The organism is Glutamicibacter sp. NPDC087583 (genome assembly GCF_044743685.1).
In the GTDB taxonomy this organism is placed as follows: Bacteria; Actinomycetota; Actinomycetes; order Actinomycetales; family Micrococcaceae; genus Glutamicibacter.
Genome location: NZ_JBIUWY010000004.1, coordinates 159,101 through 173,782, shown reverse-complemented (window position 1 = coordinate 173,782; position 14,682 = coordinate 159,101). Strand labels below are relative to the sequence as shown.

12 protein-coding genes are annotated in these 14,682 nt (G+C 64.7%); 2 read left to right on the top strand and 10 right to left on the bottom strand.

Annotation, left to right across the window (positions count from 1 at the left end; all coding sequences use genetic code 11):
* Window positions 1-14 precede the first annotated feature (14 nt).
* Both ACIOU9_RS12315 and ACIOU9_RS12310 read right to left on the bottom strand, forming a co-directional pair.
* On the bottom strand, window positions 15-809 hold the full coding sequence (locus ACIOU9_RS12315) for a TIM barrel protein (protein WP_105656539.1): 795 nt from the start codon (window positions 807-809) through the stop codon (window positions 15-17).
* Window positions 806-1,897 (bottom strand): Gfo/Idh/MocA family oxidoreductase, encoded by a 1,092-nt coding sequence (locus ACIOU9_RS12310; RefSeq protein ID WP_402697072.1) that lies wholly within the window; start codon window positions 1,895-1,897, stop codon window positions 806-808. The genes ACIOU9_RS12315 and ACIOU9_RS12310 overlap by 4 nt, the downstream gene beginning before the upstream one ends.
* Window positions 1,898-1,993: 96 nt before the next feature.
* Between ACIOU9_RS12310 and ACIOU9_RS12305 the strand changes: the two genes are divergently transcribed.
* The gene (locus ACIOU9_RS12305) at window positions 1,994-2,983 is read left to right on the top strand and encodes a LacI family DNA-binding transcriptional regulator (protein WP_402697070.1); all 990 of its coding nucleotides are present in this window, start codon (window positions 1,994-1,996) and stop codon (window positions 2,981-2,983) included.
* 65 nt (window positions 2,984-3,048) lie between these two features.
* On the opposite strand, the gene ACIOU9_RS12300 is transcribed toward ACIOU9_RS12305, so the two are convergent.
* The 8 genes from ACIOU9_RS12300 to iolC all read right to left on the bottom strand — a co-directional run bounded on the left by ACIOU9_RS12300 (window position 3,049) and on the right by iolC (window position 13,297).
* Window positions 3,049-4,539, bottom strand: coding sequence for a sugar porter family MFS transporter (locus ACIOU9_RS12300; RefSeq protein WP_133833848.1), 1,491 nt, complete (start codon window positions 4,537-4,539; stop codon window positions 3,049-3,051).
* A 415-nt stretch (window positions 4,540-4,954) separates the two neighbouring features.
* A complete protein-coding gene (locus ACIOU9_RS12295; protein ID WP_402697068.1) occupies window positions 4,955-5,839 on the bottom strand; it encodes a sugar phosphate isomerase/epimerase family protein in 885 nt (294 codons plus the stop codon).
* A 7-nt stretch (window positions 5,840-5,846) separates the two neighbouring features.
* On the bottom strand, window positions 5,847-6,860 hold the full coding sequence (locus tag ACIOU9_RS12290; RefSeq protein ID WP_133833847.1) for a Gfo/Idh/MocA family protein: 1,014 nt from the start codon (window positions 6,858-6,860) through the stop codon (window positions 5,847-5,849).
* Window positions 6,861-6,900: 40 nt separating this feature from the next.
* Window positions 6,901-7,821, bottom strand: a complete 921-nt coding sequence (locus ACIOU9_RS12285) for a sugar phosphate isomerase/epimerase (RefSeq protein WP_105662240.1) — start codon at window positions 7,819-7,821, stop codon at window positions 6,901-6,903.
* A gap of 30 nt (window positions 7,822-7,851) precedes the next feature.
* Window positions 7,852-9,366, bottom strand: coding sequence for a CoA-acylating methylmalonate-semialdehyde dehydrogenase (locus ACIOU9_RS12280; RefSeq protein WP_105656546.1), 1,515 nt, complete (start codon window positions 9,364-9,366; stop codon window positions 7,852-7,854).
* A gap of 44 nt (window positions 9,367-9,410) precedes the next feature.
* The gene (iolD, locus tag ACIOU9_RS12275) at window positions 9,411-11,342 is read right to left on the bottom strand and encodes a 3D-(3,5/4)-trihydroxycyclohexane-1,2-dione acylhydrolase (decyclizing) (protein ID WP_402697173.1); all 1,932 of its coding nucleotides are present in this window, start codon (window positions 11,340-11,342) and stop codon (window positions 9,411-9,413) included.
* A 30-nt stretch (window positions 11,343-11,372) separates the two neighbouring features.
* Window positions 11,373-12,302 (bottom strand): deoxyribose-phosphate aldolase, encoded by a 930-nt coding sequence (locus ACIOU9_RS12270; protein WP_105656548.1) that lies wholly within the window; start codon window positions 12,300-12,302, stop codon window positions 11,373-11,375.
* Between the two features lie 2 nt (window positions 12,303-12,304).
* Window positions 12,305-13,297 (bottom strand): 5-dehydro-2-deoxygluconokinase, encoded by a 993-nt coding sequence (gene iolC / locus ACIOU9_RS12265; RefSeq protein ID WP_105656549.1) that lies wholly within the window; start codon window positions 13,295-13,297, stop codon window positions 12,305-12,307.
* A gap of 339 nt (window positions 13,298-13,636) precedes the next feature.
* On the opposite strand from iolC, the gene ACIOU9_RS12260 reads away from it, so the two are divergent.
* Window positions 13,637-14,644, top strand: coding sequence for a LacI family DNA-binding transcriptional regulator (locus ACIOU9_RS12260; protein WP_402697066.1), 1,008 nt, complete (start codon window positions 13,637-13,639; stop codon window positions 14,642-14,644).
* The last annotated feature ends 38 nt before the right edge of the window (window positions 14,645-14,682 follow it).

Here is a 14,682-nt window from a genome sequence, read left to right as displayed (position 1 = left end):
CTCGGTGCATGATGCTAGCGCGCCACGGGCTTGGACAGCGGTGAAAACGCCTGGGCAAAGGCCGCGATGGCTCCTTCGGAATCTGCGCTGGCGTAGGCCTCCATGCCGATCGGGCCAGAATAACCCAGCTCGGCCAGCACACGGGCGACGGCCAGATAGTTGATCTCCCCGGTGCCCGGCTCGCACCGTCCGGGTACGTCTGCGACCTGGATTTCCCCAATGTGCGGAAGCGCCGAGCGCACCAGTTCGATGAGGTTCCCCTCGCCAATTTGGGCGTGGTACAGGTCCAGCATCATCTTCACGTTCGGGTGCCCGACGGCCTTGACCAGGGACATCGTGTCCTTGGCGCGTCCCAGCGGGATTCCAGGGTGATCCAGGATCGTGTTCAGGTTCTCCAGCATGAAGGTGACCTGGTGCTCTTCGCCGATGCGGCCCAGTGCTTCCAGCGTTCGCGCTGCGGTGAGCCACATCTCTCCGGTAGCCCGGAATTGCGGGCTGGCCGCCTGCCCGTCAACGAGCTGGGCCGGATGCACAACTAGCCGGTGGATGCCCAGCTGCTGGGCTGCCGGGATCAATTCCTTGGCGGTGCGAACAACTTCGCCCGCGCTGTCCGGATCGCAGAGGCTGCCTGCGCTGTAGCCTGTCATGGAGCCGAAACGGGCGCCGGTGGCCGCCAATGCCGGCAGGTCCTTGCCCCGGATATCCCAGAGTTCTATTTCAAAGCCGGCCTCGTCCAGGCGCTTCACCCGGTCGATCAGCGGAAGGTCCAGGAAGACCATTTCGGCACAGACCGCCAGTTGCCCGTTCATGGGTTCACCGCAAGGCGGGTGGCGGATTCCAACTTGACCGGCAGCCCGGATTCTGCGGATTCCAAGGCCGCCAGTGCGATGCGCAGGGCTGCGCGGGCGTCGGCGCCGGTGGGGACCGCCAGGGCCGCATCAGCCGTATCCTCGCGCAAGCCCCGGATCTTGCGGGCGAAGACCGAGAGCTGCTCGCGGTAGGCCTGGGCGAATAGCTCGATGTTCAACCGTTCGGTTGGCGCATGCGCTCCCTGGCTGTCGAAGCTGGCCGCGGCCAGCTGCACCGGATTGCCTGCCTGCACCATGCCCTTTGAACCGAAGACTTCTCCGCGCACGTCATAGCCGTAGCTGGCCGAGAAGTTCGCCTCGGCCACGGCGATTGCCCCATTGGAGTAGCGCAGGCTCACCACGGCGGTATCCAGCAAACCGGAGCCCCGGTGCTCAGGGGCCACCAGCGCATCGGACATGACGTGGACTTCCACTGCTTCGGCTCCCGGGTTCAACCAGTTCAGGGTGTCAAAATCGTGGATCAGGGTTTCAGTGAAAATGACGTGGGAACGGATCTTTGCCGCGTTGGGCAGCCCGCCGGCCACTTCTGGATCCCGGGTCAGCGAGCGCAGCAGTTGCGGGGTGCCAATAACTCCGGAATGCACCTGTTCCGCCACAACGGCGAAGTCCCGGGAGAAGCGCCGGTTGAAACCGATCTGCAGCAGCACCCCGGAAGCCTCCACGGCGTCAAGCGCGGCGTCCAAGTCCGACAACGCGTGCGCTGCCGGCTTTTCGCAGAAGATGTGCTTTCCGGCTGCGGCGGCTTGGGCGATCAAGCCGGCATGGAAGCTCGAAGGCGCCCCGATAACCACGGCGTCCACGCTGTCGTCGGCCAGCACGTCGGCGATGTCTTCGGTGTAGTTCGGGCAACCAAGCTCAGCGGCCAGTTCAGCGGCCCGGCCCGGCGCCGGGTCCGCTATGACATGCAATTGCGCATCCGGCAGATGCTGCGCCACAGTGCGGGCGTGGAATGCTCCGATCCACCCGGTACCGATAACGGCCAGGCGCAGCGGCTTTATCGAAGTTTCTGGCAGGGTCTGGTAAGCCATGAGGTCTCTCCTAGAACGTTCTAGATTTAGTGTTCAGGAAAATCATGGCACACTGGATAGCAACTGTCTATAACGTTCTAGAAGAAAGTTCCGCCCATGCCGACACCCCCTGCAAAACGCCCCACACTGGCCGACGTCGCCCGCGCCTCAGGGGTCTCGGTAGCGCTGGCCTCGATTGTCATGCGCGGTGCCGAGGGTGCCAGCGAGGAGTCCCGGTCCCGAGTCAAGCAGGCGGCCGCGGAGTTGGGTTACCGCCCGGATTCGCGCGCGCGGTCTCTGCGCAGCAGCCGCAGCCGGACCATCGGGCTGGCCCTGGCGCTGGGAGAACCGTTGCATGCGGAGTTGGCCGATGCCCTGTACGCGCAGGCAGACCAGAACGGCTTCGAGATCATCCTGGGCGCTACCGGCAAGCACCGCGATGAACGCCGAGTGCTCAATACGCTGATCGATGCGGGAGTCGAAGCGGTGATCGGCCTGTTCTCGGAACTTCCGCCGGCTCAACTGGTCCACGCCTCCAAGCAGCTTCCCATAATCAGCCTGCTGCGCACGATTGACGGCATCCCCTCCGTCATTACCAACGAGGCTGCCGGCGTTGAACAAGCCGTCAGCCATGTGGCCCAGCTCGGCCACACCCGGCTGCTGCATCTGGATGGCGGATCTGCCATCGCGGCGCAACAGCGGCGCGATGCCTTTGCCGAATCCGCCGCCCGCGCCAACGCGCACGGCCAAGTGCTCCCAGCTGGCCCCGATGACGCCACCGCTTTCACGGTCCTGCGCGAATACCTGGCAGCAACTGCCCCAGCCGAACGCGCCACAGCGGTACTGGCCTTCAATGACCGTGCGGCACTCGGCGCCCGCCAAGCAATCGACCTTGCCGGCCTGCATGTTCCCGAACAGATCTGCCTAGTCGGCTATGACGACAGTGAATTCGCCAGGCTGGCGCACGCCGATCTGACCAGCGTTCGGCAAGACGTCGCAGCACTGGCCCAAGCCGCCATGCACGCGGCCCTGAACGCCCCGGGCGCTTCCAGCACCCATGCCCCGCAGCTGGTGGTGCGAGGCAGCACGGCAAGGCCCCGGGCATAGCAGCGAGCCCAGCCCCTTGCCACGTGGCGGGGGCTGGGCTTGCCAGCTCAGCGATGCGCCGCGATTCAGGCGTTGACCGCAGGCTTGACGTGGTAGATCGCTCCGGTGGAAACATCCTCTTCCAGCGCTTCCAGCGAGCGTCCACGGGTTTCAGGCACCTGCGTGGCTACGAAGAACAGTGCCAGCACACCGATGCCAGCGAAGATGAAGAAGGACCCGGTAATCCCGATCCCGGAGACCAGCGATGGGAAGAACAGTGCCAGCACGCCGTTGGTCGTCCAGCCAAAGAACACCGAGATGCCAATGCCCAGTCCGCGCATATGCAGCGGGAAGATTTCAGCCAGCCATACCCAGACGGCCACGTTCAGGAATGTCTGCATGGACATCACGAAGGCAACCACCAGGATCAGGATCACCACTGGCCGGATCGGGCTGCCAACTGGCAGCAGCATGCCCGCGATAGCCACCAGCAGGTGGCAGGTGGTGGTCAGCGACAGGCCAATCAGGAACGTCTTGCGGCGGTCCATGCGGTCCATGTTGCGCAGGGCGATAATTCCGCCAATGACAGCAACCACGCCAAAGGCGATATTCGCCAGTACTGCCTGCTGCTCTGACATCCCGGATTCTTCCAGCACGCGCGTGCCGTAGTACATGATCGAGTTGATGCCCGTGAGCTGCTGAGTCATGGAAACGCCGATGCCGATGGCGATGATGCGCATCAGCCATTTGTTCTTCAGCACCGCTTTGATGCCCACCGGCTTGTTAGCCAGCTTTTCCTCGTCGGCGACAATCTCGATCTCGTGGACTTCGGCCAGTGCGCGCTCAGGCGAACGCACGGTCTTGAGCACCCGCAACGCCTCGGCATAGCGGCGCTTTTCCACGAGCCAGCGAGGGGATTCAGGCATGCGCAGCATGCCGAAGAACAACGCCAATGCCGGCAAGGCGCAAATCGCGAACATGATACGCCAGATGCCATCCACGGTCCCGCCCAGAACGGTTCCAATGATCGCGTTCATGACGAAGGCGGCCAGCTGGCCCGAGACGATGGCCAACTCATTGCGGCCGGTGATCGAGCCGCGAATTTCATACGGTGCCAGTTCAGCCAGGTATACCGGTACGACCGTAGATGCGCCGCCGACGGCCAATCCGAGCATGATGCGTCCGGCAATCAGCACGCTGTAGCCAAAGGGCGAGAACGTTCCCAGTTCCGGTCCAGCAGGCGAAAAGACAACCAGCAGGCTTCCCGCGAAGAAGAGGACTGCCAGCATGATGATGGTTTTCCGCCGGCCCCACACGTCAGCGATCTGCCCACCGACCAGTGCGCCAATTGCGGCGGCGAAGACCAGCGAGCTGATCACCACGCCAATCTGCAGGAGATTCAGGCCCAGCTCGGCGGCCATCGGGCCTTCAGCACCGTTGGCAACACCTGTGTCATAGCCGAAAAGCAGACCGCCGAAACAGGCAACGATGGAGATTAAACCGAGACGTTTTGCATGGGGGCCCGGACTAAGGGGCGGCAGACTCGACTCTGCAGAAGCACTCTGCGCACTGGACATGGGGACTCCTTTGGATTGCCCGGGTGGAAGCATGGCTGGCCTGCGGCCATCCATCGGATCAACTGCGATCCGGCTTCCTCCACTCGGTGCGGCGGGGGCCATTGAGCATTATTCCGGCCCCGTCGATAATTGAAAGTGATGGGCTTCACAGCCCTTATGTAAGGACAATACGTCATCAGTGTTTTCTGGGCAAGCATTCTTGGACATTTTGTCCTGGCGGATACTGCTTTTTGGACTGCCGCAGCCTCCCGGTCCGCCACTTCCCGGGACCATGCCCACAGATCATCACGGCATTTTGCGGCTCTTGCTGGATCCGCCTTCTGCGCAGGATGGCCCCCGGGCAGGACGACGAAAGCCGAACCCTTGCGGATTCGGCTTTCGTCATGTTGCAATTCGGCTCGGGAAGCCGGTTTGGCTAGGCGCGCACGGCACGGGCAGCGTCAACGCGGCTGCGCATCTGCTCCAACTGGTACTTGGCGACTGCTACGGCGTTCTCGTTCTCGGCAAAAACGCAGGAGACCATCACGCTGTCCTGGCGGTCGGCAAATCCGTTGGCCACGAGGCCGGAGAAGAATTCGTCCCAGTTCACGTCGCCATCGCCAAGCTTCAGATGCTGGTGCACGCGCACCGCATTGCCCGGCGGGTTGGTGATGTAGCGCAACCCGTGCGAGGCATGATGGTTCATGGTGTCCGCCACGTGCACCACGCGCAGCCGCTCTCCCACTGCCTGCATGATATCCAGCGGCTTGTCCTTCATGTGGAAGGAATGCGAAGCAACGTAGACGAAGGACAGATTCGGCGAGTTCACCCCGCGGATCACCCGCCAAGCGGCCAGGCCTTCTTCGACAAAATCATCCGGATGCGGGTCAATGGCCACATTGATGCCCTCGCGCTCAATGATTGGCACGAGCTCTTCCATGGAGCGGTAGAACGCCGCCTCGGACTCCTCGGCGCGTTCCGGCCGCCCGGAGAATTCAGTGTTCATCTGGTTCACGCCGAGATCCACGGCAATCTGGATGGCGCGCTTCCAGTAGCGCACCGCGGCCTGGCGCAAATTCTCATCGGGCGAGGCCCAGCGCAGTACCGGCAGCACCGAAGCGATCTCCACCCCGGAAGCCCGGCAACGGGCCGCGAGCTGCGCGACCAGGTCATCGTCGGCCTTGGGGTGGGTGAAGAACGGAATCATGTCCGCATGCGGTGTCAGCTGGATGCTGTCATAGCCCAGCTCCACTGCCAGTTCCGGGAACTGGAGCAGCGAATGGGTGTAATGGAACGGGGTCGGGTCCAGTGCGTATTTCATGATGCCCTTAGCTGTAGAGATCCGGCTTGCTGTTCAGCTTGACTGCCACCTTTTCGCCGGTGCGCTGGGCTTCGACTCCCGCCTCGCAGCAGGCCGCGGTGGCGTAGCCGTCCCAGGCGCTGGGCCCGCCCAATTCGCCTCGCAGCGCGGCGTCCACCCATGACTGGATTTCGGTATCGTAGGCGGCGCCGAAACGCTCCTCGAAGCCCGGGGTGACCTTGCCGCCCCACTGCCCGGCGGTACGCACATACGGTCCAGCGTCATTGCCGATGGACACGATGCCCTCCTCGAAGGAAGCCTGGGTCGCCACCTCGTAGCCGAACTTCGCGTTGACGTAGATCTCCACGTCGGCGAGCACTCCGGTCGAGGTTTCCAGCAGCACGTGCTGGGGGTCGTGCTGGCCGTTGGGAGCATTGCGGGTGGCCTTGCCCAAGCGCACCTGCACCGAGGTGATCTCGTCACCGGTGAAGTAGCGGATGGCGTCGAATTCGTGGACCACCGAGTCGTTGATCAGCATCTCATTGGTGAAGCCCTCCGGGGTGGAGGGATTGCGGTGCTGGTGGTGCAGCACCAGCAATTCACCCAGGCTCTCGTCCTCGATCAGCTGGCGCAGCTGCCGGTACTCGGCGTCGAAGCGCCGCATGAAGCCCACTTGGATGCGCTTGCGGCCCAGCTTGGCCTCGGCCTCGACGATCTCCCAGGAGGAAGCGGCATCGGGGGTCAGCGGCTTTTCGCACAGCACCGGAATATCTGCCTCGAGCACCGCCAGCAGTGCATCGTGGTGCAGGAAGCCGGGGGTCGCCAGCAGTACCGCGTTGACCTCGCCGTCGGCGAGCGCCGCGGACAGGTCGGCGTAGCCCTTGGCACCCGGGATCCCGTCGATGGCCGCAGCGACCCGGTCGGTGTCGATATCGACAACGGCCGCGACTTCGGCTCCGGAAATACGGTGGTGGATCCGCTGTATGTGGTCGGCGCCCATGCGCCCGGCTCCAACGACGGCGACGCGCAGGTTATCTGGCACGATATGTCCTTTCAAGAATTCTTGGCTAGGTGGGGATTGCTTAGACGCGGCTGCGCGAGCCGCAGCTGAGCAGGTAGTCGCGGGTGCGGGTGGCGATGGGCAGCGGCACCGAGAAGTCGGCCACCGGGTACATGTCCTGTTCGACAATTCCGAAAATCGGACGGCCCAGCTTCTCCACTTCCTTCAAGACCTCGTTGAGGTCAGGCAACCCGGAAGGCGGTTCGCACATCACCCCGGCCAAGTTGGCCGCGGCCCAGGTCATGTCCTGTGCGCGGACCGTGGCCAGGATGTCCGGGTTGATCTGCTTCAGGTGCAGGTACCCGATGCGCTCCGGGAAGCGGCGGATCAAGTCCACGCTGGAAGCTCCACCGTATTCGGCATGTCCGGTGTCCAGGCACAGGGTGGTGAATTGCGGGTCGGTGAGCTCAAGGAACTTCTCGATGTCGCCCTGGCCGCAGACGTGGGAGTCGGCGTGGGAATGGAACTGCTGCTTGAGGCCGAATTCCTCCTGCAGGATCCTTCCCAGCCGGTCATGGCCCTTGGCCAGCGAATCCCAGGCCGAACCGTCCAGGGTGCCCGATTCGATGGCCTGGCCGGTGACGTCGTCGCGCCACATGGCAGGGATCACCACAATATGCTCGCCTCCCATGGCGGCGGTCAGCTCGGCCACCTTGCGGGCTGGCTCCCAGGCTTCTTCCCAGGCGCTGGCGCTGCCGTCGATGCCGCGGTGGAAGGCGGTGAAGACGGTGCCGGCGCAGACCTTCAGGTCGCGGGCGGCCAGCTCGTCGGCCAGCTGCGCGGGGTCGGTGGGCAGGTACCCGTAGGGACCCAGTTCAATGGTCTTGTAGCCGGCTTCAGCCACTTCGTCGAGGAAGCGCTGCCAGGGTGTCTGCTGGGGATCATCGGGAAACCAGACTCCCCAGGAGTCGGGGGCAGTCCCAATGGTGATGTTCTGTGCCATGGTGCGTACCTTATCTTCTGTTCAAGGTGCCTAGTTGGAGGGGAAGTTGAAGGTGGCGGCCGTGCCCTGGGCCGGCTCCGGCCAGCGCTGCGTGATGGCCTTGCCCCGGGTGTAGAAGCGCACGCCGTCCGGGCCGTAGATGTGGTGCTCGCCGAACAGCGAGTCCTTCCAGCCTCCGAAGGAGTGCCAGGCAACCGGCACCGGCAGCGGCACGTTGACCCCGACCATGCCTACCTGGATGCGGCGGGTGTAGGTGCGGGCGTGGGCGCCGGAGGAGGTGAAGATGGCCGTGCCGTTGCCGTAGGGGTTCGCGTTGACCACTTCGATGGCTTCTTCCAGGCTGTCTACGCGCAGCACCACCAGTACCGGGCCGAAGATCTCCTCGGTGTAGGCGCTCATCTCGCGGCTGACCTTGTCGATGATGGTCGGGCCGACAAAGAACCCGTTCTCGTGGTCCTTGACCACCAGGTCGCGTCCGTCGATGACCAGCGCGGCGCCAGCTTCCTGCGCCTCGCCAACGATCTTCTGCAGGCGGGACTTCGAGGCCGGGGTGATCACCGGTCCCATATCCGCCGTCTCATCGAAGCCGTTCGAGACGTTGACGTTGCGGGCATGCTCGGCGAGCTTGTCCACCAGGCCATCGGCGGCATCGCCCACGGCGACGGCCACGGAGATGGCCATGCAGCGCTGGCCCGCGGAGCCGAAAGCGGCGGCGTTGATGTGGTCGGCGGCCAAGTCCATATCGGCATCGGGCATGATCACCGCGTGGTTCTTCGCTCCGCCCAGGGCCTGCACGCGTTTGCCGTGCTTGGTGGCGGTTTCGTGCACGTACTTGGCGATCGGAGTGGAACCGACAAAGGAGATGCCATCCACATCCGGGTGGGTGAGCAGCCCGTCCACGGTTTCCTTGCCGCCGTGCAGCACCTGGAAAACGCCGTCGGGCAGGCCGGCTTCCTTGAACAGCTCGGCGATCAGCAAGGCGGCCGAAGGGTCGCGCTCGGAAGGCTTGAGGATGAAGGCGTTGCCGGTGGCAATGGCCACCGGTGCCATCCACAGCGGCACCATCACCGGGAAGTTGAACGGGGTGATGCCGGCGACCACGCCCAGCGGCTGGCGGAAGGAGAACACGTCGATGCCGGTGGAGACCTGGTCGGAGTATTCGCCCTTCAGCGACTGGGAGATGCCGCAGGCATACTCCACCACTTCGATGCCGCGGCTGATCTCGCCGGCGGCGTCGGAGAGGACCTTGCCGTGCTCGGAGGTGACGATGCGGGCCAGCTCGCCGGTGTGCTCGGTGAGCAGCTGCTGGAAGCGGAAGAGGATCTTGCTGCGCTTGGCGATCGATACTTCGCCCCAGGTTTCGGAGGCGGCCTTGGCCACGGCCACAGCCTGCTGCAGGTCCTCGCCGCTGGCCAGGTGCAGCTGGCCGGTGATTTCTCCGGTTGCCGGGTTGTAGACCGGCTGGGTGGCGGTGCCGGTGCCGGCGCTGGGCTTGCCGTTGATGTAGTGCAGGATTTCGGTGACTTCGGTAGCGGTAGCAGTCATGGGTTCACGTCTTTCGGTATTCGAGTTGGTCTGGTGCGGTGCGCCTAGCCCAGCAGGGGCTTCTGGCGGGATTTGTGCTCGGCGTAGGTCTTGCGGGCCTGGGTGGTGGAGTCCAGCTCGGCGACCTCGCTGACCGGCACATCCCACCAGGACTCGCTGGAGGGAGCATCGGCGTAGAGGTCGGATTCGATGTGGATCAGGATCGGTCCCGAACCCTCGGGCGCGGCCTTGGCCTGGGCGATGGCCGCCGAGAGCTCATCGATGGCTTGGGGCCCGGGCTCGATCCGGATGACCTTCACGCCCAGCGACTCGGCGTTGGCAGCCAGGTCCACTGGCAAGGTCGCACCATCATCGAAGCTGTGGCGCTGGGCATCGAGCGTGCGGTACTTGGTGCCGAAACGCTGGGAGCCCAGTGATTCGGACAGGGCTCCGATGGAGGCGTAGCCATGGTTCTGTATCAGCACGGTGATCAGCTTCAGGCCTTCGGCCACGGCGGTGACCAGCTCGGTGTGCATCATCAGGTAGGAGCCGTCACCCACCATCACCACGACGTCGCGGGACTCTTCGGAACCTCGCGCGGTTTCAGCAAGGGCGGCGCGCTTGATGCCCAGCCCGCCGGCGATCTCGTATCCCATGCAGGAGAAGCCGTATTCCACGTGGTAGCCGAACGGGTCGGAGACCCGCCACATCTTGTGCAGGTCCCCGGGCAGCGAGCCGGCGGCGCAGACCACCACATCGCGCGGATCCATGGCCTGGTTCACCGCTCCGATGATGGCGTTCTGGCTGACCAGCGGGCTCAGCCGCTCGGCGAAGGCCGCATCAACGGTCGCGTCCCAGCGCTGCTTCTCGGTGGCGGCCTGGACTTCCAGGGCTCCCTCGACCCGGTATCCGGTCAGCGCCTCGCGCAGTGCGATCAGCGCTTTGCGGGCATCGGCGACCACCGGCAGCACGGTGCCGTGCTTGTAGGCGTCCAGCGCGGCGACGTTGATGTTCACGAACTTCACCTCCGGGTTCTGGAATGCGGTGCGGCTGGCGGTGGTGAAGTCCTCATAGCGGGTGCCGATGCCGATGACCAGGTCCGCTTGCTCGGCCAGCGCATTGGCCGCGGTGGTGCCGGTGGAGCCGATGGCGCCCAGGGAGTACTTGGAATCCCACGGCAGCACGCCCACCCCGGCCTGGGTATTGCCCACGGGAATGCCGGTGGCTTCGCAGAAGGCGGCCAGCTCCTCGGTGGCGTAGGCGTACAGCACGCCGCCGCCTGCGACGATCAATGGGCGCTTGGCTTCGCGGATCATGACCGCGGCCGCCGCGATGTCCTCGGATTCCGGTGCCGGGCGGCGGATCTTCCAATCGCGCTCGGCAAAGAGCTCTTCCGGGAAGTCGAAGGCCTCGGCCTGCACGTCCTGCGGCAAGGAGATGGTCACCGCTCCGGTTTCGGCGGGGTCGGTGAGCACCCGCAACCCGTGGTGCAAGGCACTGGCCAGCTGCTCGGGTCGCGTGACCCGGTCGAAGTACTTGGACAGCGGGCGGAAGGCGTCGTTGACGGTGATGTCGTAGCCGTGCGGCATTTCCAGCTGCTGGAGCACCGGGTCCGCGGCGCGGGTGGCGAAGGTGTCCGAAGGCAGCAGCAGCACCGGCAGGCGGTTGGCGGTGGCCAGCGCCGCACCGGTGAGCAAGTTGGAGGACCCGGGGCCGATGGAGGTGGAGACCGCGTAGGTGGCGCGCCGGCGGGTGTGCCGCGCGTAGGCGACGGCCTGGTGCGACTGGGCCTGCTCATTGCGGCCCTGGTAGTACGGCATGAGGCTCGGGTCCTTGGCCTGCCACTGCTTCAGCGCCTGGCCCACCCCGGCAACATTCCCGTGGCCGAAAATCCCGAACATGCCCGGAATCAGCCGTTCGCGGTAGTGCGTGCCGCCGATGGAATCCACCGTGTACTGGCGGCCCAGGAATTCCACGACCGCCTGGGCAACGGTCATTGTGCGTGTAGTCATCGAGCTTCGTCCTTCTCAGCTGCGTACGGTTGCGGTGGTGTCCAGTAGCGATGCGGCGGTTGCCACGGCGGCGGCCACATCCCCGTCCTCGGGATACAGCAGGGTCCGGCCTACGGTCAGCCCCTGCACCGAAGGCAGGGCCAGCGCCGCCTGCCACGAGGCGAAGACCTCGTCGGGACTGCCCGATGGATCCCCGCCGAGCAGGACCGTGGGCAGGGTGGTCGCGGCCATGACCCGTTCCATCTCCTGGACCACGGGAATCTTCAGCCAGGTGTAGGCGCTGGTTTCGCCCAGTCCCGAGGCGATGCCCATGGACTTGATCACTGCCTCCGGGCGCAGGTCGTTGACTACCTTGCCCTCGGCCCGCTTGGAGATGAACGGCTCGACCATGGCCACCAGCTGGTGCCGGGCCAGATCCGACACGGCGTCGGCGGTAGCGGCCAGGGTTTTCACGGTGTCCGGATCCTCGTAGCTGATCCGGGTGAGCATCTTGCCGCCGTCGGCGCCCAGGGCAGCCAGGGCGGCCGCGCTGTGCCCGGTAAAGCGGTCGTCGATCTCGTTGACCAAGCCGGTGAGCCCGCCGCGGTTCATCGATCCGAAGACCAGCTTGCCTTCCAGCGCGCCCAGCAGCAGCAGGTCATCGAGGATATCGGGTGAGGCCAGCACCCCGTCGCAGGCGGGGTTCTGCAAGGCGATCTGCAGCCGGTCCAGCAGCTGGCGGCGATCGGCCATGGCCGTGGCGCGCTTGCCCACGGACAGGGCGCCGCGGGCCGGGTGGTCGGCGGCGATGATGAAGTTCTGCCGTCCCAGCACCGGGCCGGCGTGCTTCCGGCGCAGCGAAGCGGCGCGCTGCACCGAGGCCGGGTCTTCCAGCCGCTGGCGGGTGATGGATTCGTAGCGGCGCGGGTCTTCCCGGTCCACTGGCAGCTCTGATGCCTGTTTCATTTCTAGACCAGGTCTTTCTGGGAGTCGGGGACGGTGCGGCCGCGCTCGGCCAGCAGGGCATTGACTTCTTCCGGGTCCGGCATGGCGTCGGAGCAGGCAACCTTCGAGGCCACAATGGCTCCGGCGGCATTGGCGTAGTCAAGCACCTGTTCCAGCGGCCAGCCGGAGAGCAGTCCGTGGCAGAAGGCGCCGCCGAAGGAATCTCCGGCACCCAGTCCGTTAGCGGTCTGCACCGGGACCGGCGCGGAAACCACGCGCTCGGTGCGGGTTTTGGCCATGACCCCTTCGGGGCCGAGCTTGACCACGGCAATCTGCACTCCGGCCTCCAGCAGGCGGTCGGCCTGCTCATCCGGGGTGCCTTCGCCGACGGCTACCGAGCATTCGGTGTCGTTGCCGATGGCCACGGTGGCCGATGGCAGGGCACGCGCTACCTGTTCGCGGGCCTGTTCCACGGAGTCCCAGAACATCGGGCGGTAGTCCAAATCCAGAATGGTGAACTGACCCTGGGCCAGGGAATCTGCTGGGCGGGCGGCATAGGCCGCCAATTGCGCGGTGCGCGAAGGTTCGCGGCTCAAGCCGGTGACGGTGCTCCAGAAGATCCTGGAGTCCTTGACGGCTTGGAGGTCGATGTCGCTGCTGTCGATGTTCCAGTCCGGCGCCATCGGGAAGCGTCCGTAGAAGTACAGCGGGAAGTCGTCCGGCGGCATGATGGCGCAGAAGGTGACTGGCGTCTGCAACGTGGCGTCGCGGGCTACCTGGGTGCGGTCCACGCCGAAGCGGTCCAATTCGCGTTCCAGGAATGTGCCGAAGTCGTCGTCGCCGATTTTGGTGATCACACCGGCTGCTCGGCCGTGCCGGGCGGCCGCCACGGCGACGTTGGTGGCGGAGCCGCCGAGGTACTTGCTGAATGTGTTCACATCCGCGAGGGAAACGCCGATGTCATTCGGATACACGTCGACGCTGATGCGTCCGAGGGTGAGTACGTCGTAAGTCACGCAGATCGACGTCCTTTCGAGTCAGAAGTTCAGGGATCGGCCAACTGCCGAAGATGTGAACGGTGCCACAAGAAATACTTTGCACCATGAATTCGGCACTGTCAAAGGTTTGTACTGACATATTTACAACATGAGTAACATGGTGTGGACAAATCCGCGGAATTCCGGGGTATTCCATCTGTTTCGGACGTTGAAAATAAAAAAATTTCCACATGCCATGTCTTGGCTTCATGGCGTGGCCCGCGAAGTTCGACGAGCAGAATCCACCCCCTAACGGCCGTGCACTCGAGCAAAACGCTAGGCTCTTAACGAGAACAACCGACACCCCCAGGAGGAACTGTGGCCGCAGCACGCCGTCGAGCGACCATCTACGACGTTGCCCAGGCCGCAGGTGTTTCCAAGTCGCTGGTGTCCCTGGTGCTGCGCGGCTCCCCCAGCGTCTCGGAAGCACGTCGCGCGGCAGTACTGGCCGCCATCAAGGAACTGGATTACCGCCCCAGCCAGGCCGCCACGGCACTTGCCGGCGGCACGAGCCAGACAGTCGGCATAGTCATCGACGACTACACCAACGTCTGGTTCGTGGAACTTCTTCGCGGGCTCCAAGAAGGACTGGCAAGCGCAGGATTGCGCATCGCAGTTTCCGACCGGGCACTCAACACCCACGTCGAGTCGGACCCGCTCGATGGATTCCTCAGCACCCGGGTAGAGGCTTTGGTACTGGCCACCGAACCGACTCCTGCCATGCGCTTTTCAGCGCAGGTTCCGGTCATTGTGGCCGGCAATCGCGCCACCCAGGTTCGCGGCGCGGACATTTCTTCCAGTGACGACAGGCTCGGGGCACGCCAAGCCATCGAGTACCTGGTTTCGCTGGGCCACCGGAATATTGGCCACATCGCCGGTGGCGGCGGAGCCTCGATGCTGCGCCTGGCCGGGTACCAGGAGGCAATGAAGGCCGCGGGACTCGAAGAGCGCATAGTTTCGGTCAGCGAATTGACCACCGAAGACACCGGCTACCAGTGCGCACGGCAGCTTTTGGGCGAAGCCCCGGAAACAACGGCCATCTTGGCCGGCAACGACTCAATGGCCATGGGAGCCATGGCAGCCGCCCGGGAAGCCGGCCTGTCGACACCTGGGGATTTGTCAATCATCGGCTACGACAACTCGCCGCTCTCCGGCACCCACCTGCTGCGCCTGACAACCGTGGATAGCCGCAACCACGAGCTTGGATTGCACGTGGCCCAGCAGGTGCTCTCCCGGCTCGCCAATCCCGAACGCGAAGCCCAGCGCGTGCTGATGGAGCCGCTGCTCATCGAGCGCGGCACCTGCGCGGCACCACGCCGGCCCTGATTCCTTCCAGTTCCAAACCTTCTCCTGCAGACCCCTTG